The 19658-nt window shown below is 35.7% G+C and carries 19 protein-coding genes; 15 read left to right on the forward strand and 4 right to left on the reverse strand.

Features of this window, described 5'->3' with window-relative positions:
• Positions 1-162 precede the first annotated feature (162 nt).
• The 10 genes from ES677_RS08530 to rlmN all read left to right on the forward strand — a co-directional run bounded on the left by ES677_RS08530 (position 163) and on the right by rlmN (position 9632).
• Positions 163-990: a prephenate dehydratase gene (locus ES677_RS08530; RefSeq protein ID WP_148381011.1), complete on the forward strand. Its 828-nt coding sequence runs from the start codon at positions 163-165 to the stop codon at positions 988-990.
• Entirely contained in the window at positions 990-2129 is a 1140-nt protein-coding gene (locus ES677_RS08535) for a pyridoxal phosphate-dependent aminotransferase (protein ID WP_148381012.1), read from the forward strand. The genes ES677_RS08530 and ES677_RS08535 overlap by 1 nt, the downstream gene beginning before the upstream one ends.
• Positions 2126-2980, forward strand: coding sequence for a prephenate dehydrogenase (locus tag ES677_RS08540; protein ID WP_394349294.1), 855 nt, complete (start codon positions 2126-2128; stop codon positions 2978-2980). Before ES677_RS08535 ends, ES677_RS08540 begins: the two co-directional genes overlap by 4 nt.
• A gap of 24 nt (positions 2981-3004) precedes the next feature.
• Positions 3005-4087, forward strand: coding sequence for a bifunctional 3-deoxy-7-phosphoheptulonate synthase/chorismate mutase type II (locus tag ES677_RS08545; protein ID WP_148368353.1), 1083 nt, complete (start codon positions 3005-3007; stop codon positions 4085-4087).
• A gap of 67 nt (positions 4088-4154) precedes the next feature.
• On the forward strand, positions 4155-5108 hold the full coding sequence (rsgA, locus tag ES677_RS08550; RefSeq protein ID WP_148368352.1) for a ribosome small subunit-dependent GTPase A: 954 nt from the start codon (positions 4155-4157) through the stop codon (positions 5106-5108).
• 34 nt (positions 5109-5142) lie between these two features.
• Positions 5143-5595 (forward strand): D-aminoacyl-tRNA deacylase, encoded by a 453-nt coding sequence (gene dtd / locus ES677_RS08555; protein WP_148381013.1) that lies wholly within the window; start codon positions 5143-5145, stop codon positions 5593-5595.
• Between the two features lie 125 nt (positions 5596-5720).
• The gene (locus ES677_RS08560) at positions 5721-6047 is read left to right on the forward strand and encodes a nucleotide pyrophosphohydrolase (protein ID WP_148368350.1); all 327 of its coding nucleotides are present in this window, start codon (positions 5721-5723) and stop codon (positions 6045-6047) included.
• Positions 6048-6109: 62 nt separating this feature from the next.
• Positions 6110-7336, forward strand: a complete 1227-nt coding sequence (locus ES677_RS08565) for a 3-phosphoshikimate 1-carboxyvinyltransferase (RefSeq protein WP_148381014.1) — start codon at positions 6110-6112, stop codon at positions 7334-7336.
• Between the two features lie 78 nt (positions 7337-7414).
• A complete protein-coding gene (queA, locus tag ES677_RS08570; RefSeq protein ID WP_148368348.1) occupies positions 7415-8464 on the forward strand; it encodes a tRNA preQ1(34) S-adenosylmethionine ribosyltransferase-isomerase QueA in 1050 nt (349 codons plus the stop codon).
• 127 nt (positions 8465-8591) lie between these two features.
• Positions 8592-9632 (forward strand): 23S rRNA (adenine(2503)-C(2))-methyltransferase RlmN, encoded by a 1041-nt coding sequence (gene rlmN, locus ES677_RS08575; RefSeq protein ID WP_148381015.1) that lies wholly within the window; start codon positions 8592-8594, stop codon positions 9630-9632.
• A 78-nt stretch (positions 9633-9710) separates the two neighbouring features.
• Here the strand turns inward: rlmN and ES677_RS08580 are convergent, their stop codons facing one another.
• On the reverse strand, positions 9711-10931 hold the full coding sequence (locus ES677_RS08580) for a T9SS type A sorting domain-containing protein (RefSeq protein WP_148368346.1): 1221 nt from the start codon (positions 10929-10931) through the stop codon (positions 9711-9713).
• Between the two features lie 155 nt (positions 10932-11086).
• Complete coding sequence (locus ES677_RS08585; protein WP_148381016.1) at positions 11087-11932, reverse strand: T9SS type A sorting domain-containing protein; 846 nt, start codon at positions 11930-11932, stop codon at positions 11087-11089.
• Positions 11933-12112: 180 nt separating this feature from the next.
• Between ES677_RS08585 and ES677_RS08590 the strand changes: the two genes are divergently transcribed.
• The 4 genes from ES677_RS08590 to ES677_RS08610 all read left to right on the forward strand — a co-directional run bounded on the left by ES677_RS08590 (position 12113) and on the right by ES677_RS08610 (position 15684).
• Complete coding sequence (locus ES677_RS08590; protein WP_148368540.1) at positions 12113-13090, forward strand: polyprenyl synthetase family protein; 978 nt, start codon at positions 12113-12115, stop codon at positions 13088-13090.
• A 120-nt stretch (positions 13091-13210) separates the two neighbouring features.
• Entirely contained in the window at positions 13211-13774 is a 564-nt protein-coding gene (locus ES677_RS08595) for an RNA polymerase sigma factor (RefSeq protein ID WP_148368344.1), read from the forward strand.
• Complete coding sequence (locus tag ES677_RS08600; protein WP_148368343.1) at positions 13761-14510, forward strand: hypothetical protein; 750 nt, start codon at positions 13761-13763, stop codon at positions 14508-14510. The genes ES677_RS08595 and ES677_RS08600 overlap by 14 nt, the downstream gene beginning before the upstream one ends.
• A gap of 106 nt (positions 14511-14616) precedes the next feature.
• Positions 14617-15684: a hypothetical protein gene (locus ES677_RS08610; protein WP_148381017.1), complete on the forward strand. Its 1068-nt coding sequence runs from the start codon at positions 14617-14619 to the stop codon at positions 15682-15684.
• 73 nt (positions 15685-15757) lie between these two features.
• On the opposite strand, the gene ES677_RS08615 is transcribed toward ES677_RS08610, so the two are convergent.
• The gene (locus tag ES677_RS08615; protein WP_317130609.1) at positions 15758-16810 is read right to left on the reverse strand and encodes a DUF748 domain-containing protein; all 1053 of its coding nucleotides are present in this window, start codon (positions 16808-16810) and stop codon (positions 15758-15760) included.
• Between the two features lie 215 nt (positions 16811-17025).
• Here ES677_RS08615 and dnaG point away from each other — a divergent pair, with 215 nt between their 5' ends.
• Positions 17026-18984, forward strand: coding sequence for a DNA primase (gene dnaG / locus ES677_RS08620; protein WP_148381019.1), 1959 nt, complete (start codon positions 17026-17028; stop codon positions 18982-18984).
• Here dnaG and ES677_RS08625 read toward each other — a convergent pair.
• Positions 18979-19605 carry a LuxR C-terminal-related transcriptional regulator gene (locus ES677_RS08625; RefSeq protein WP_148368339.1) on the reverse strand — a complete coding sequence of 209 codons (627 nt, stop codon included), beginning with the start codon at positions 19603-19605 and terminating at the stop codon, positions 18979-18981. The genes dnaG and ES677_RS08625 overlap by 6 nt on opposite strands.
• Between the last annotated feature and the right edge of the window lie 53 nt (positions 19606-19658).

Genomic DNA, 19658 nt, shown 5'->3' on the forward strand with positions numbered 1-19658 from the left:
ATGAAAACAACACAAAACACATATTTTAGCTGGTATTACTTCTTTAACCTAAAGAACGAGACGCGCTATATGTAATTTTGAAACCTCATAATAGTTATACACTAGTCTCGATCTTTATCGGGACTTTTTTTTGCTCAAAACTGAACTAAATATTAATTTATAATGCACAAAACTGTAGCCATACAAGGAATAAAAGGATCGTTTCATCATATTGTATCACAGCAGTATTTTAAAAATGAGGTAGACGTTATTGAATGCCCATCGTTTCAAGATACTGTTTCTGCGTTACTAAATGAGCAGGCCGATGTTATAGTAATGGCGATAGAAAACTCTATTGCGGGTTCTATTATTCCTAATTACGCATTAATTGATGCTAATAATTTGCAAGTGGTGGGAGAGTATTATTTAGATGTTCAGCACCATTTAATGGCGTTGCCAAATCAAAGTATTTCCGATATAATGGAAGTGCATTCGCACCCTATGGCACTATTACAGTGTGCTGTGTTTTTTAAAGACTATCCGCATATTAAATTAGTAGAAGCCAAAGATACTGCTGATGTTGCAAAACATATTCAAGTAAATAAAAGCATCGGAATAGCTGCCATTGCTAGCGATTTGGCAGCAGAAACTTTTAGCTTAAACATTTTAAATAGAAGTATTCAAACCATAAAACATAACGAAACACGCTTTGTTATTGTGCAACGATATTCCGAAGAAATTAACAAAGAGAGTATTAATAAAGCATCGATTAAATTCGAACTAGAACACAAACGCGGCAGTTTGGCAACGGTATTAAATGTGCTGAGTGATTGTAAATTAAACGTGACTAAAATACAATCTCTACCCATAATTGAAACTCCTTGGAAATACGCCTTTTTTGTCGATGTTACCTTCGCAGAATATAAAGACTTTGAAAAAGCAAATACAATTTTAGAACTAATGACAACGCACATAAAAGTGCTTGGTGCTTACAAAAACGCAAAAAAATAATGGAGGTAGCAAACAGATTAAATACGATTGAAGAATACTACTTCTCGACTAAATTAAAAGAGGTGATAGCGTTACAAGCTAGCGGAAAACCGATTATAAATTTAGGTATTGGTAGTCCCGATTTAGAACCGCCAAAAGAAGTGGTTTCGGCATTGGTAAGTAGTTTATACGATAAAACGGCAAACACATATCAAAGCTATCAAGGATTGCCAGAATTGCGTAACGGGATACGCGATTTTTATCACAATCATTTTAAGGTGTCTGTAAACCCTGAAACTGAAGTCCTACCATTAATGGGGAGTAAAGAGGGGGTTTTACATATTTCTTTGGCGTTTTTAAATAAAGGAGATGCGGTGTTAATTCCAAATCCTGGCTACCCAACTTATTTTAGTGTAACTAAACTAGTAGAAGCTGAAGCTGTTTTTTATGAACTTGAGGCTGCTAATAATTGGTTCCCAGATCTAGAAGCGCTTGAGGAAAGAGATTTATCGAAAGTAAAATTAATGTGGGTGAATTACCCCAATATGCCAACGGGCGCGAGAGCCTCGAAACAGCAATTAAAAGCGTTAGTAGCTTTTGCTAAAAAGCACAATATTTTGCTGGTTAACGATAATCCTTATAGTTTAATATTGAACGATGAACCTTTAAGCTTATTGGCGGTAGACGGTGCAAAAAACGTGTGCTTGGAATTGAATTCTCTAAGTAAGACTTTTAATTTAGCAGGTTGGCGTGTCGGTATGGTTTTAGGCGCGGAAGAGCATATCAACGCCATTTTAAACGTAAAAAGCAATATGGATTCTGGAATGTTTTACGGTATTCAAAAAGGTGCGATTAAAGCGTTAGAAGTTCAAGACGACTGGTTCGCGACTCTAAATACCGAATATGAAAAACGTCGTGAAGCCGTTTGGGAGTTGGCAGAACGTTTAGGCTGTACCTTTAATAAAAAAGCATCAGGTCTTTTCGTTTGGGCGAAATTACCAGAAGGATTAGATTCGGAGTCATTTATCAATGAGTTATTAATAAAGAAAGATGTTTTTATTGCTCCCGGGTTTATTTTCGGAAGTCAGGGTGATGGCTACATTCGGCTGTCTCTTTGTGCGCCGTTAGAAGATATTCAAACTGCAATTCAGCGATTATGATACAGACCGTTTATATTATTGGAGTAGGGTTAATTGGCGGCAGCCTAGCGATAGACATTAAAAAGCAGCGTCCTGATATTATTATTTATGGTATCGATAATAACGCACACCATATTAATGAAGCCTTAGAACGTGGTATTATAGATAAAAAAGCATCGATAGAAGCTATTGAAAAGGCCGATTTAGTCATTTTGGCAACACCGGTAGATACTGCTGTTATGCTCTTACCGATGTTATTGGATCGTATTTCGGACTTCGGATTAATTGTTGATGTTGGTTCCACAAAATCAAGTATTTGTAAAATAGTCGCATCACATTCTAAGCGAAGAAATTTTCTAGCGATACACCCTATTGCGGGCACCGAATTTTCGGGACCAAAAGCGGCTGTGCCTAATTTGTTTCATCAAAAAACAACTATTATTTGCGAAATCGAAAAAACAGCGGCTACTCTTCAAGAGAAAGCTTTAAATTTATTTGCGACTATAGGAATGCGCGTGCGTTATATGCATCCCGAATCGCACGACAAGCACATTGCTTATATGTCTCATTTATCGCATATAAGTGCTTTTATGTTAGGGAAAACAGTCATTGAAAAGGAGAAAAACGAACGCGATATTTTTGATATGGCAGGCAGTGGTTTCGAGAGTACAGTACGATTGGCAAAAAGTTCTCCAGCAATGTGGACGCCTATTTTTAAACAGAATAAAGATAATGTTATAGACACATTACACGACTATATAAGTAATTTATCCCGTTTTAAATCGCTATTAGAGAATGACGATTTCGACGGCATTTATAAGGAAATGGACAAGACGAATTACATTAAAACTATTTTAAGCGGTATACAGTAAGGCTTAAGAATAAAAGAAAAGGATATGAAGAATAAAAAAGAAATGAGAACCTGGTTAGACGATTTAAACTTAGATCATCCTTTAGTAATCGCGGGACCATGTAGTGCAGAAACCGAAGAGCAGGTGTTAAAAATTGCTCACGAACTTAAAAATACAGATGTGAGTTATTTTAGAGCTGGAATCTGGAAACCGCGAACACGCCCAGGAATGTTTGAAGGGGTTGGTGCGTTAGGATTACAATGGTTGCAGAAAGTAAAAGCAGAAACCGGAATGAAAACCTGTACCGAAGTCGCTAATGCGGCCCACGTAAAATTGGCTGTCGAGCACGATGTCGATTTATTATGGATTGGTGCGCGCTCTACGGTGAGCCCTTTTATCATGCAAGAACTCGCCGATGCTTTAGCAGGAACAGATAAAATTGTATTAGTAAAAAATCCAGTAAATCCCGATTTAGCGCTTTGGTTAGGTGGTATTGAGCGATTGCACAATGCCGGAATAAAAAACTTAGGTGCTATTCACCGTGGGTTTTCAACTTACGAAAAAACAAAATATAGAAACATTCCAGAATGGCAATTGGCGATCGAATTTCAGAATAGATTTCCCGATTTACCTTTAATAAACGATCCGTCGCATATTACAGGAAATCGCGATATGGTTTTCGATGTTTGCCAAACGGCTTTAGATTTAAATTTCGATGGCTTAATGGTCGAAACACATTACGACCCGGATAATGCTTGGAGTGATGCCGCACAGCAAATCACACCCAAAGCTTTAGTACAAATGATGATAGATTTGAAGATTAGAAAAGAAAGCGATCCAGAAGCTAAATTTAATCACGATTTAAGTAACCTCCGTGCTAAAATTGATGTGGTAGATAATCAAATTATCGATTTGCTCGCCAAGCGTATGCAAGTCGCAGATGGTATTGGCGTTCTTAAAAAATCAAAAAATGTTGCTGTTTTACAAAGCAAGCGATGGAATGAGATTTTAGGGAAAATGGTGCTTCAAGGAGAAGATAAAGGGTTGAGTGAAGAATTTATTTTAAAGCTATTTAAAGCCATTCACCAAGAATCGATTAACCATCAAGAAAAAGTTATAAAGGGTTAAAACAAAAAAACCTTATAACTACAACCTTTTGTTGTAAAACAGCACAATAATTTTCATCTTTGTAATAATGACAGGACTCGTATATAAATCTACAGGAAGTTGGTACACCGTAAAAAACGAACTCGGTGTTACTTACGAATGCCGAATAAAAGGAAAATTTCGGTTACAAGGCATAAAAAGTACTAATCCCATTGCTGTTGGCGATTATGTAGATTTTGAGCTCGATACAAAAAGCGACCAGGAAACTGGCGTTATTTCTATTATTCACGACCGTTACAATTATATTGTGCGCAAATCGGTGAATTTATCTAAGCAAACCCATATTATTGCTTCTAATATCGATCAGGTGTTTTTATTGGTAACTATCGATAATCCGCCGACATTTACCAGTTTTATAGATCGTTTTTTGGTGACTGCCGAAGCGTATTCTATAAAAACAGTAATTCTGTTTAATAAGGTAGATACTTACGATGAAGAGACCTTTATGGAAGTGAAGTATTTGGCGCATATCTATCGTAAAATTGGGTATGAATGTATTGGTATTTCTGCTAAAACAGGAAAAAATATCGATCAAGTAAAAAGCTTAATGAAAGACAAAGTGAGTATGTTTACTGGGCATTCCGGTGTTGGTAAATCGACTTTAGTTAATGCTATCGAGCCTAATTTAGATTTAAAAACAAAAGCCATTTCAACACAACACAGCCAAGGGCAACATACCACGACATTTGCCGAAATGTTCGACCTTAGTTTTGGAGCCAAAATTATAGACACGCCAGGTATTAAAGGCTTCGGAATTGTAGATATGGAAAAAGAGGAAATAGGTGACTATTTTCCTGAGTTTTTTGCCTTAAAACAAGACTGTAAATTTAATAACTGCCTGCATATTGAAGAACCAAAATGTGCGGTTAAAGCCGCCTTAGATCGCGATGAAATAGCCGCTTCTCGTTATGCCAGTTATGTGCAAATGATTGAGGGCGACGATCAAAATTACAGAACAGATATTTGGGAAAAAGACCAGTAAAAGTAAACCGTGTGTAAAGTGCGGATAGAATAGAATGAGAGCAGTAATTCAGAAAGTGTCAGAAGCCAGTGTAACCATCAATAATTCGCAGGTGGCAGCCATTAAAACGGGGCTCTTAATATTGTTGGGTATCGAAGCTAGCGATGATCACACCGATAGTGAATGGCTGGCGATAAAAATAGCAAATCTGCGTATTTTTGAAGACCAGAACGACGTAATGAATCACTCCTTATTGGCAATCGATGGCGAGGTAATTGTTGTGAGTCAGTTTACGCTTCATGCTAGTACAAAAAAAGGAAATCGTCCCAGTTATATTAAAGCGGCACGACCAGAAATCGCTATTCCGTTGTACGAAAATTTCATAAAACAAATGGAAAACGTTATTAATAAACCAGTCCAAACGGGCGAATTTGGTGCCGATATGAAAGTGGGATTAATCAACGACGGCCCAGTCACCATACTTATAGACACAAAAAATAAAGACTAGATTTTTAGCATTTTATACTAATAATTAGGAGCTAGAACCTGCTCTCGGCAGTCGCTTCCCAATAGCTATCGCTATAGGGAGAGCTTCAACAAAGCCTCCATCAGGGCTAAAACAAAATATGTATTATGGATATTAAAAATGCACAATTAGAAGTCGATAATTGGATTAAAAACCACGGCGTTCGTTACTTTAATGAATTAACCAATATGGCACAACTTACCGAAGAGGTAGGGGAAGTGGCGCGAATAATAGCCAGACGCTACGGCGAACAAAGCGAAAAAGAAAGTGATAAAAACAAAGATTTAGGCGAAGAACTAGCCGATGTTATGTTTGTCGTTTTGTGTTTAGCAAACCAAACCGGTATTAATTTACAAGACGCTTTCGATAAGAAATTAGATATTAAAACAGAACGCGATCACGATCGTCATCATAACAACGAGAAATTAAAATAGCCGTTTGCTCTTCTGTTTTTTTTTTTAAAATAAAAAAGTTTGAAACGCTATCATAATAAAGTATGGATATTCATCTTAAAAAATCTGAATTAAAAAAAGAACCGTTAGCGGTTCAAATTACGGGCTCTAAAAGCGAAACCAATCGCTTATTGCTTCTGCAGGCTTTATATCCAGAATTGCACATCGAAAACCAATCCAATTCAGACGATTCTAGTGTAATGTTAAGCGCACTAACATCAAAAGATGCTGTTATCGATATTCATCACGCGGGGACGGCAATGCGTTTTCTTACGGCCTATTTTTCAACACTAAAAGAAAGAACAGTAACGCTAACCGGTTCGCAACGGATGACGGAGCGTCCCATTGCCATTTTAGTGAATGCTTTAACCGACTTGGGAGCGGATATTGAATATATAACCGAAAACGGATTTCCGCCGTTACGTATTACTGGTAAAACGTTGCCTAATCATAAGGTTGCCTTACAAGCCAATGTGAGCAGTCAGTATATTTCGGCATTATTACTGATCGCGCCCACATTAAAAAACGGATTAGAATTAACTTTAAAGGGAACTATCACTTCGGTGCCTTATATAAAAATGACGCTACATCTATTAGAGCAAATAGGTGTTAAAACGCAATTTGAAAATCAAATAATTACGGTATATCCGCACTTAGGAACTGTAAAGAAACAAACTATTGTAGTAGAATCCGATTGGTCTTCGGCGTCTTATTTTTATAGTATCGTTGCGTTGAGTGAAATCGGGACACGTATTACGCTAAACTCCTATAAAAAAACAAGCTTGCAAGGCGATTCTGTGTTAGCACAATTGTACGACCAGTTTGGTGTGACTTCAGAGTTTAAAGATCATACATTAAATCTTACAAAAACAAGAGCGGTACAGAAAGATACTGTCATTGCTTTTAATTTAGTAAACGCTCCAGATATTGCGCAAACAATTGCAATAACGGCGTTAGGTTTAGGGCTGCAATGTGATTTGTTGGGATTACACACCTTAAAAATCAAAGAAACAGACCGTTTAGAGGCGCTTAAAGTTGAAATTGAAAAACTAGGTGGTAAAATTGATGTGACGGATTCACGTTTGCATTTGTCTAAAAATGAAAAACTTACGGGGGGTATTTCTATTGCAACATACAACGATCATAGAATGGCTATGGCTTTCGCGCCTTTGGCTTTAAAAATTTCAATACTAATTGAGGATGCTTCGGTGGTGTCTAAATCGTATCCTACATTTTGGGACGATCTAAAACGCATTGGATTTTCATTTTAATAAATAATAATCAGTCATTTACTTGACAACGGCTATCTTGAGATTGTATATTTGTAATCATAATATAAAACAAACTAAATGAAATTATCACATTTTGGCTTCGAATTACCGGAAGAGCTATTAGCAGAATACCCTTCTGAAAACAGAGATGAATCGCGTTTAATGGTTTTAAACCGAAAAGAGCAAACCATAGAACATAAGATGTTTAAGGACATCATAGATTATTTCGATGAAGAGGATGTAATGATACTTAATGATACAAAAGTATTTCCTGCACGTTTATTTGGTAACAAAGAGAAAACGGGAGCTAGAATTGAAGTGTTTTTATTAAGAGAATTAAACGAAGAACAACGCCTTTGGGATGTTTTAGTAGATCCAGCTCGTAAAATAAGAATTGGAAATAAATTATATTTTGGGGAAGACGAAAGTTTAGTCGCTGAGGTTATAGATAATACAACCTCTAGAGGTAGAACATTACGTTTTCTGTACGACGGATCGTATGAAGAATTTAGAAAAAAATTACACGAATTAGGAGAAACGCCACTTCCTAAATATATAAAGAGAGACGTAGAGCCGCAAGACGAAGAGCGCTACCAAACCATTTTCGCGAAAACGGAAGGTGCAGTAGCAGCGCCAACTGCTGGATTGCATTTTTCTAAACACTTATTAAAACGCTTAGAAATTAAAGGTGTAGATTTTGCTGAAGTAACTTTACACGTTGGTTTAGGTACCTTTAACCCTGTAGAGGTTGAGGATTTATCGAAACATAAAATGGACAGTGAAGAAGTATTTATTGGCCCTGAAACGGTAGAAAGAATAAACAGAGCTTTAAAAGAAAGAAAACGTATTTGTGCAGTGGGTACCACGGCAATGCGTGCTGTAGAAAGTGCGGTGTCTTCTAGTGCAACATTAAATGAAATTAACGGATGGACTAACAAATTTATTTTCCCTCCTTACGAGTTTAGTATTGCCAACTGTATGATTACAAATTTTCACACCCCAAAATCGACGCTATTAATGATGGCTTCAGCTTTTGGAGGTTACGATTTTGTAAAAAAAGCGTATGAGGAAGCTGTAAAAGAAAAATACAATTTTTATAGTTATGGAGATGCGATGTTAATCATCTAATGACTTCTAAATAAAAGACTAAAAGCCTCAATTGTTATCAGTTGAGGCTTTTTTTATACGTAAAACTATCATAAAAAATAATCAAAAATCGTTTAGCGCAAAACGATTCACTATTTTTGCAAAACTTATGGCAGAACAAAAAAAAGACATACGCGCATTAACGAAGGAACAACTTCGCGCATTCTTCGAAAAACAAGGCGATAAAGCCTTTAGAGGTAACCAAGTTTACGAATGGTTATGGGGTAAAGGTGCTCATAGTTTTGAGGATATGACCAACGTATCTTTAGAAACCCGTGAGATGTTGGCTGAGAATTTTGTGATTAATCACATAAAAGTGGACACGATGCAGAGAAGTAGCGATGGGACTGTTAAAAATGCAGTACGCTTACACGATGACTTAGTTGTAGAATCTGTTTTAATACCCACCGAAAACCGAACAACGGCTTGTGTTTCTAGTCAAGTAGGGTGCAGTTTAGACTGTAAATTTTGTGCAACTTCGCGTTTAAAACGTATGCGAAATCTTAATCCAGACGAAATTTACGATCAGGTCATTGCTATCGACAACGAGAGTAGACTGTATTTTGATAGACCGTTAAGCAATATTGTGTTTATGGGAATGGGAGAGCCTTTAATGAACTATAACAATGTTATTAAGGCAATCGATAAAATTACCTCGCCAGAAGGTTTAGGAATGTCGCCTAAGCGCATTGTCGTGTCTACATCGGGAGTGCCTAAAATAATTAAGAAAATGGCAGACGATGCTGTTAAGTTTAATTTAGCCGTCTCTTTGCACTCTGCAATCGATGAGGTAAGAACAGAAATTATGCCGTTTAATGCGCATTTTCCGTTAGCCGATCTTAGAGAAGCCTTAGAATATTGGTATGCTAAAACCGAACGTAAAATTACTTACGAATATATAGTTTGGAAAGATATTAACGACAGTCAAAAAGACATCGATGCACTAGTTCAGTTTTGTAAATATGTACCCTGTAAAGTTAATATTATAGAGTATAACCCTATTGATGATGGCCAATTTCAGCAAGCCGATAATCAAGCAATAGAAGATTATATTTATCACTTAGAAAAAAATAGAATAGTTGTAAATGTGCGCAGAAGTCGCGGAAAGGACATCGATGCGGCTTGTGGTCAATTAGCAAATAAGAGTTAATTAACATGTTCTTTATAAATTAAAAAAGCGATCAATTGTAACACTGATCGCTTTTTTTGTGGTTTAAAAGTAAAGAAATTAATGCTTAATGATTTTTAAGACTTTAACTTTTCCGTCAATAAATACTTTAGTTAGAAGCACACCCTCTTGAAAACTAGACAGGTCAATGTATTCTGTTTTATTAGAGAGTGGTCGGTTTACTATTTCTTGTCCTAGAATATTATGAATTTGAATAGCAGTAAATCCAGAGTGAATTGTGGATTCCAACTTTAAAACATCTGTGTTTTTATCATAAAAATAAGAGAACCCATCTGAAGCAAATTCATCGACACTCAGTGTAGATGTGATATTAGAATCAAAAAGCAAAAGGAATCCGGTTCCACCAGCTCCAAAACTACGGTAAGCTATGTGATAGTCTCCAGTAGAAGTAGGTGTAAATTGATGCATCTCTTCGTAAGCTTGAGTTTCTAAATCGGCAAAAGCTGTAACATCAGGAATGTTAGCATTAGAGAACAAAGTTGCTACTTGGTTGGCTGTATAAGTTGGTCCGTCTATAATAAACGCTTCTAAGCTTCCTGAGCCTCCTGTAGTGTTAAAGCGGCTAACAACTTCGTAAGGAGTTCCAGCATCCAAAGTAAACGCCGGACTAATTAACCAATCGTTTTTAGTTGCGCCTGCAGCAGAGTTACCGTTTGTAGCAAACGTTTCTGGAGTTCCGTCTCCATCTAAGTCTAAGTCCTGTTGAGAAATCCAAGAGATGCCATCACCATCAACATCTTCTTTTTCATAACACACCATAAACGTATTATTATCATCAAAAGTTTCTGCATACGGTAAACTATAATTACAGCTTACGGCAGTTTCTGTTACTTGGAAATCAAATCCAGTAGCCTCCCATCTGTCGTCAAATACAATATAGTAAACCGAACCTGTAGTTATCTCAAACGTTAATTCTGATAGATAATTTTGTCCTGCAAGATCAACATCGTCATTTCCTCCAATACATACTAAAGCTCCACAAGTCCCAGAATAAATATGTAGGTTTGTGTCTCCACCTGAATTAGCAGGAAGGTCTGAGGTTACCTTTAAAACCCCGTCTATAGTTGCTGTAAAAGCGAACCATTCCCCGGCTGTTGCTGCAGGTTCTCCATCACAAATGAGTGTGGGAGCTGTTCCGTCAATTGCCGTAATAGTAGTTGTACCTGCGGTTACTGCTTGCGCAGAGGCACAATCGTTTTGTGCATAGCTTATAAAGCTAAAAGCAAATGCACAAATAAAAAGTAAAGTAATTTTTTTCATAATGATGTATTTTTTAGAATTATCAAATTAAGATAATAAAAAAAACAATACGTTTTACATTTAATGTTTTGATTTCTAGTGGTTTGTTTTTTTTATTAAAAAAAAAGCCAGCACATTTAAATGTGCTGGCTTTACTTATAATATAGGTTTTTATTCTACTGCTTTAAAACTTTAATTGTTTTAGAAGTGTTACCAATAAAAACTTTAACTAAATAAACACCATCAGTTAAGCTACTCATGCTAATAGATTCTGTTTTGTTAGATAATTTTTTATTTACTACTTGCTGTCCTAAAATATTGTAAACTTCAATAGAAGAGAAAGCAGCGTTAGCTGAATCTAATGATAATTCTTTTGTGTTTTTATTATAGAAATGAGACATTTTTTCTAAATCGAATTCATTAACACTTAATAAAACAGTTGCGTTAATTACTGCATCGTCAATAGAAATAAAATCCATATCAGTAACATTATGATGTCTAAATGTTACATAAACAACAGGCGCGCCAGAAAGTGCAGAAATGTCTACAGATTTTGGAGTTGGAGCTCCTGTGTTACCAGCATCACCTAACGTTTCAGATAATTCTACTGTATTTGGGTCTGTAGGAATTAAGTTAATGTCATTGGTAGTACTAACGTAAACAGAATAATATTCTTCATCAAATGAAGCTGCAGGAACTTGCGTAATATATTCTAGAGTAACAACACCTCCAGCAGTAGTTAAATCGATAGCACTAGTAGTTGCCCAGTTGTCTGGTGTCAAAGGTGAGCCTTGCCAAGAACGAGAAATTAAAGAAACTGGTGTTACAGGTACAGGAGGTGTACTATCGTCAGTTACCTGGAATAAATCTCCCCAAAAGTTACCATCGCCATCTGCATCAACTAAAGTCCAATCAGAGATGTCCTCATCGTTAAAGTCGTCAGACCATATTGTGTTTTGTTGCGCTTTAGCTCCAAAAGATAGAACAAAAGCAAAAAGAAAGAGTAAAGTAATTTTTTTCATGATTTTTATTTATTTTAATTAATTAACTAAGATACATAATTTATTTTCAAAACTAAATTTGTAATCGATAAAACGTATTTTTTTTCAGACGAGTAGTTGTTTTATTTTATGAGATCTATTGGTTTGGCTTCAGCTTTTATTTTGTAATTTTGAAATACTTATAACTAGACCTTTATACTGTTGAAAATTACCGAAAAAATAAAGCAACCCATAGCCTTCGAAATGGATATTTTCGAGCAGAAATTTAGGTTAGCGATGTCTTCTAAAGTGGCTTTGTTAAACAGAATTACGCATTATATTGTAAACAGAAAAGGAAAGCAAATGCGTCCTATGTTTGTGTTTTTAGTGGCTAAAATGGTGTCTAAAGGAGAGGTTAAAGACCGTACCTACCGTGGTGCTTCGGTAATAGAACTTATTCACACAGCAACTCTAGTGCACGATGATGTGGTAGACGAGAGTAATTACCGCCGTGGTTTTTTCTCTGTCAACGCGCTTTGGAAAAATAAAATCGCCGTGCTTATTGGAGATTTCTTGTTATCTAAAGGTTTATTATTGTCTATTGATAATAATGACTTCGATTTACTTAAAATTATATCGGTTGCTGTTCGAGAAATGAGCGAAGGTGAATTGCTTCAAATTGAAAAAGCAAGAAAGCTAGACATCACCGAGGCTATTTATTACGAGATTATCCGCCAAAAAACAGCGACTTTAATCGCCGCGTGTTGTAGTTTGGGTGCCGCTTCGGTAAAACCAGAGTCTACAGATGTTGAAACGATGCGTAGATTTGGAGAGCTTATTGGGATGGCATTTCAGATAAAAGATGATTTGTTCGATTATGGTTCTACAGCAATTGGTAAGCCAGTAGGGATTGATATTAAAGAACAGAAAATGACACTGCCTCTTATTTATGTGCTTAATACGTGTACTAAAAAAGAAAAAAAATGGCTAATCAACTCGATTAAAAATCATAATAAAGATAAAAAACGTGTTAACGAGGTTATCGATTTTGTGAAAGCTAATGGCGGTTTAGATTATGCTGTGGCTAAAATGAAAGCCTTCCAAGCCGAAGCACTTCAAATTCTTGAGAATTATCCAGATTCAGAATACAAAGAAGCACTAGAACTTATGGTGAACTACGTAATCGAACGAAAAAAATAACACTTCAATACGCTGTCAGTCTTATTATCAACTATTTTTATTAAAAATAATGGAATGTTCAGGCAACCTTTTGTCAATCATCTGCGTCTTTATAAATAGAAACGACTAACACCCTCCTACTTGAAAGTTATTCAACTTTATAAAAATGAAAATAAGCTGATTCGTCACGCTATTAAAAACAATAGGGAAGCACAAAATGCTTTGTATGCGCAGCACGCACCTAAAATGTTGAGTCTTTGTAGATACTATATTAAGGACCGTCACTATGCCGAAGATGTTATGCTGAATGGTTTTTTTAAAGTGTTCACGCATTTAAAAAGTTTTAAAAATGAAGGCAGTTTTGAAGGTTGGATACGACGAATAATAGTTCGCGAATGTATTTCATATTTAAGACAGAAAAAAAAGATAGTGTTTCTAGTAGATGATATAGCGGGCGCTTATGATTCCGAATACACCTACAGTACAGATTTAGATGTCGAGCATATCCAAGAGTTAATTGATGGTTTGCCGCAAGGGTATAAGATGGTTTTTGGGCTATACGCCATTGAAGGTTTTAAACATTATGAAATTGCGCAGCTTTTAAATATTACTGAAGGCACCTCGAAATCGCAACTGTTTAAAGCACGAAAACTACTGCAAAGTCAAATTAAAGCATTAAATATTACGAGCTATGGCACCACATAAAATAGATAATAAATTAAGCGGGGCGATTGAAAAGAGAACGATCGCGCCTTCTGAGCAGAGTTGGGAAAGACTCAATGAGCGATTAGATCAACAGCGTATAAAAAGCGCTAAAAAGCGGTATTATTTAATGGCTTTCGCTGCGACCTTTATTGGCGTTTTATTGTGTGTTACGCTCATTTTTAAGAATGAAGAGACTGAAATTATAGTTGATACTATTGAAACGTCTACAGAAAGTAAAACCGCTGAAAATAACGCAAATACTAATCATATTAAAAAAAAAGAACTTGAGCATAATGAGGTAGAAGAAAAGGCTAAAAAAACGGCGCAAAATGAAACGGCGAGAAATCGCGTCGCTGAACATTCAAAAAAAACGTCACATGCAGCACAATATAATTCAACTAAAAATCAAAAGGAAAGATCAGAAACGCTTCAAAAAAACACAGTTAAGAATACTATTGCGGTAGTCGAGATAAAACATTCAATACTAGAAAGTGATGTTGTAATTGCTAAAGAGAGCGGCCTGTTCTCACCTCAAGAAACAGAGAATTTACTTGCGGCAGCGCAGCAAAAATTAGCACTGCAACAAAAAAGTTATACACCGAAAATTCTAGATTATAACGGTTTGTTAAACGAAGTAGAGGACGACTTAGAAGAAACGCTTAGAGATAAAATGCTTAAAACAATAAAATCTAGTTATTACACGGTAAAAGGAGTGGTGGCCGAGCGCAACGAATAACAGGGTGTTACAGCTCAATACATTTTCATCAATACAATCAATCAATCAATCAATCAATCAATCAATCAATCAATCAATCAATCAATCAATCAAAAAACGAACACTTATGCACACTATTATTAAACACGTAACGGTCCTGATTTTATTATGTTGCGGACTTCAATTGTACGCACAAGACACCATTAAAAATCCTGAAAAAGATAAAGCAATACATAGCTTAGAGTCTTTAAAAGAAAGCATTCGTGCCGAGGAACGCGACGCTTTAAGAATAGAAGTCATAACGGTAAATGAGCGTGTTTTACATAAAGAAATCTCATATAAAGAGGCGGAAGACCTTAAAGAAGCCGCCGCCATTAAACGCGCTTTAAATATTGAAAACCGCATCCGTATTACCGAAAACAGAATGGAATATTTCGAGCGAAATAAAACCGATACTATTTCTTTTGAAAATTCCAAAAATATGTTTTCGGTAACCATAGGAGCAGGAGAAAAAGGGCTAAAAATTAAAGGCAAATCGAAACCAATTAAATATGATATTCGCACAGGAAATCAGTTTTTGTTCGCTATTGGTTTAAATAATGCCATTATAGAAGGACAAGACTTTAGCGATTCGCCATACAAAGTAGGGGGCTCGGGCTTTGTAGAATTGGGTTGGTTATGGAACACCCGACTATTTAAACACACCAACTTTGCGAGAATTAAATACGGCTTGTCTTTACAATGGAATAAATACGAGATTAAAGACAATAACTATTTTGAAGATAATGACAAGGTAACAACGTTAGAAGATTTTAGTTATAACCTTAAGAAAGCGAAATTTAGAACCACGAGTTTGGTAATTCCTGTTCATTTTGAATTTGGACCTTCACAGAAAATAGAAAAGAAAGATCGTATTCGTTACATAAATAATGACACCTTTAAAATTGGACTTGGCGGTTTTGCAGGTGCAAATATAGGAACGATTCAGAAATTAAAATATGAAGAAAATGGCGATGCTATTAAGCACAAAACGAAACGCGATTTTAATACAAATACTTTTATTTATGGGCTAAGTGGTTATATTGGTTACGACGATTTTAGCGTGTATATAAAATACAACCTATCAGAAACCTTTAAAAATCAAGAGGTGAAACAAAATAACATTTCTCTCGGTTTACGCTTAGATTTGGATTGAATTTGAATAGTTGCCAATAGAAAAGACGTCATTTAAATGCTATGACGTCTTTTTTGTTTGTCGTCATTTTTTATTAATTCCTTATTTTTGCGGCCTTACGGACGTCCCTTTTTTTCTGTCTTTCAGCTTTTTTATCGGTCTTTTCTTTAGCGTCTTTAAAGGCATCCTTAAATTCTATATCATCATCGACGACACCTTTAAAAGCCTTAATCCAGGCGTTACCAAAAATGTTTCCAATGGTTTTCCAAACGCCAACATCTACGGTATTTAAATCCCCCTCAATTGGTATTTTTGTAGCTAAAGTATCTGTACTCTGGTTTTTTAGTACAAACTTGAAAAAACTAACAAATCCTTCCCAAAGCACACCCAGGAAACCATCTTCTTTACTTATTAATTTAGAATTGGTTAATAGAGGTTTCATATAGCCTTTTAAATAACCATCGGCAATTGCCACTTCACTATAGAGTCCAAAAGTTCCACTTTTAAAATCTATACCGGCGTAATGTCTAGTCAAATCGTTCAAGGCTGTAACATTGGCGTCTTCTAAGGCGAAAGAAATATCGATATCTGGGATTTCTTTAAGGAGGTTAGCACTGCCGTTTAGCGAGACTTTGCCTTCGCCAATAGAGACTGCTGTGGCGCTAATAAGCGACGGCAAGACCCTGCCTTTTTCTTTCATGTTTCTTAAATTGTCGGCAATGAGTTCTAAAGTATTAAATTGTAAATCTATATTTGGATTCGCTTGCAATTGTACAAATGCAATTTTACCATCGTGAATTTCGAAATGGTTAATATTTATAGGTACTAAATCGGTTAATGCCTTGGTCCAATCGTCGACATTTGGTTCTTCACCTTCGGTTTCCTGATCTTCTAACACATATATAATTTCGGGGCTAGTCATTATAATCTCAGAGACCACTTTGCCATCAAAAAGAGAATGCCATTCAATTGATATATCATTTTTAGGAAATTTTAAAAAAGGAACCTGTGTTTTCGCCGTCACTTTATTCAAGTATAACCCATTAATAACATAGGCACCGCGAAGTAATGAAATATCTATATCTTCGACGTGACCGTAATAACCAGGGAGGTCTGCTAACACCTCATTCACATAATTTTTAACCAATGTGGGCAGGTATATTCTGAAAGCAATAATAGCAACTATAAGTAGCGCAGGAATTATATATCGCTTTTTTTGAATCGTTTTCTTTTCTTTTTAGTTGTCATTAATCGTGGTTTTATGGTATTAAAGTTAAAGAAAGTTAGTAAGTAATGCGGACTATTTAAATGCGATTTAACAAAATTAAATACTTAAATTTGTAATTCTAAAACCTCTTTTTATTGATATCTAAAGCCTCCATAGAACAAGTTTACGAAACAGCCAGACTTGAAGAAGTTATTGGTGATTTTGTGCAATTAAAAAAATCTGGAAGTAACTTTAAAGGCTTGAGCCCTTTTAGTGACGAGCGTTCACCAAGTTTTATGGTGTCGCCAGTAAAGCAAATATGGAAAGATTTTTCTAGTGGAAAAGGAGGAAATGTAGTGGCTTTTTTAATGGAGCACGAGCATTTTACGTATCCGGAGGCCATTAAATACTTAGCTAAAAAGTATAGTATTGATATTGAAGAAACCGAGCAGTCTGACGATCAAAAAAAAGCGGAAGATAAACGCGAAAGTTTATATTTGGTAAGTGAATATGCGAGTAACTATTTTCAAACGACGTTGCATAAAACCGATCAAGGTAAAGCAATTGGTTTAAGTTATTTTAAGGAGCGTGGATTTACAGACGAAACCATAAAAAAGTTTGATTTAGGATATTCTATTGATGAATGGCAAGCCTTTACAGACAACGCCTTAAAAAAAGGATATAAATTAGAGTTTCTAGAACAATCGGGTTTAACTATTGTTAAAGGAGAGAAACGGTTTGATCGCTTTAAAGGGCGCGTAATGTTCCCTATACAAAGTATGAGTGGTCGTGTTTTGGGTTTTGGGGGTCGTATTTTAGGAAATGATAAAAATGCTGCAAAATATTTAAACTCTCCGGAAAGTGAATTATACTACAAAAGCAAAGTGCTTTACGGTATTTACCACGCGAAGCAAAGTATAGCGAAAGAAGATAATTGCTATTTAGTAGAAGGATATACCGATGTCATTCAGTTTCATCAAACAGGAATCCATAATGTCGTGTCCTCTTCTGGAACGGCGCTATCCAGCGACCAAATACGATTAATAAGCCGACTAACAAAAAATATAACCGTCCTTTTTGATGGTGATGCCGCCGGAATGCGGGCGTCGTTGCGTGGTATAGATTTAATTCTGGAACAAGGAATGAACGTAAGAGTCTGTACATTTCCGGTAGGAGAAGATCCAGATAGTTTTGCCAGACAAAATACGTTAGGCGAATTAAAAACGTATTTAGACGAGAATGCTAAAGATTTTATTCAGTTTAAAGCTTCGGTTTTATATGAAGACTCTAAGAACGATCCTATAAAAAAAGCGGAGACCATTAGAGATATAATGAATAGTATCTCTAAAATTCCTGATCGTATCAAGAAAGAAATTTACATTCAGGAGTGCGCGCGTATAATGGATATTAGAGAACAGGTTTTGTTTAGTTCATTAGCACAACTAAATAACAAAAATGCAAAAGAGGCCGCACCAGACTACAATAAGGATCCTAGGGCTTTTGATGTTATAAAAAATGAAGAGCCGCCTCAAAAAGTAGATATTCAATATGTTTTAGAGCGTAAAATTATCGAGTTGCTCTTATTATACGGTAATAGAACGGAAGATTTTGAGGATCTTATTTTAAAAGAAAATGAGAAAGGGGATCTGGAATTAGAACCGGTAAAACATCAAGTTAAAGTATTCGAAAAGATCTTTTTAGATTTGCAAGAGGATGAAATGGAATTTTCTAACGACCGATTTAAAAGCTTATATATTAAAATTATCGAAATTTTAAATCAAAATCCTAATTTTGAAGTCGATACCTTTATCAATGCTGTCGATCATGATATGGCACAAGATGTTACGTCAATATTAATGGAAGAAGAGCGCCACTCGCTATCGGACTGGGAACGTAAAGATATTTTTCCTAAAAGTAAGTCAGATACTGTGGCACAACTAGTAAGCGAAACTATTTTAAGTCTGCGCTGCCATTTAATAGACCGTAAAGTACAAGGGTTCCAAACCCAAACACTTCAAAATAAAAGTGAAGTAAATAGAAATGTTTTGGAAGAGGTAAAGGATTACTACGGATTAAAAATATTGTTATCTCGTAAGCTTAATCGCGTGTTATAAGCCTATGTTTTTTGCTTGGGTGACTAAGTCTATTAAATTAGTAACATTTAATTTTTTCATTAAGCGGGCGCGGTAAGTGCTTACCGTTTTTTCGTTAATAGACAATTCTTCGGCGATGTCTTTATTTCTTTTTCCAATTGATAATAACTTTAATACTTCGACTTCTCTCGTCGATAATTTTTTATAAAAAGCATTGTTGTTCTTAGATTTGGATACTTGCGATAAACGCTTAGCAATGGACTCACTTAAATAAAGTCCTCCATTTTTAACCTTAATGATGGCTTCTTTAAGAGATAATACATCTAGCGTTTTTGGTATAAAACCATCGGCGCCCGCTTTTATCGAACTTAACGCGTACACACTCTCTGGAAGCGCACTAAAAATAATAACTTTAATTTCTGGGAACTCCTTACTTAACCGTCGCAGCGCGGTAAGTGCATTTAATTTTGGTAGATCGATTTCGGTTAAAATAACATCTACTTTTGTTTTTTTTATAAAATCGAATATGGCTTCTCCATCTCCAACCGATCCCATAAGTTTTATCTCTCGGGAAGGAGCGAATATCAATTCCAATCCTTTTCTAAGAACAGGGTGTTGATCAACGACCAATAGCTTGACCATAATATGCGTTTTTTAGGTATGATATTTAATAATAATCATACAGTACTTTGATT

It is taken from the genome of Bizionia gelidisalsuginis (assembly GCF_008086185.1).
GTDB lineage: Bacteria > Bacteroidota > Bacteroidia > Flavobacteriales > Flavobacteriaceae > Bizionia > Bizionia saleffrena.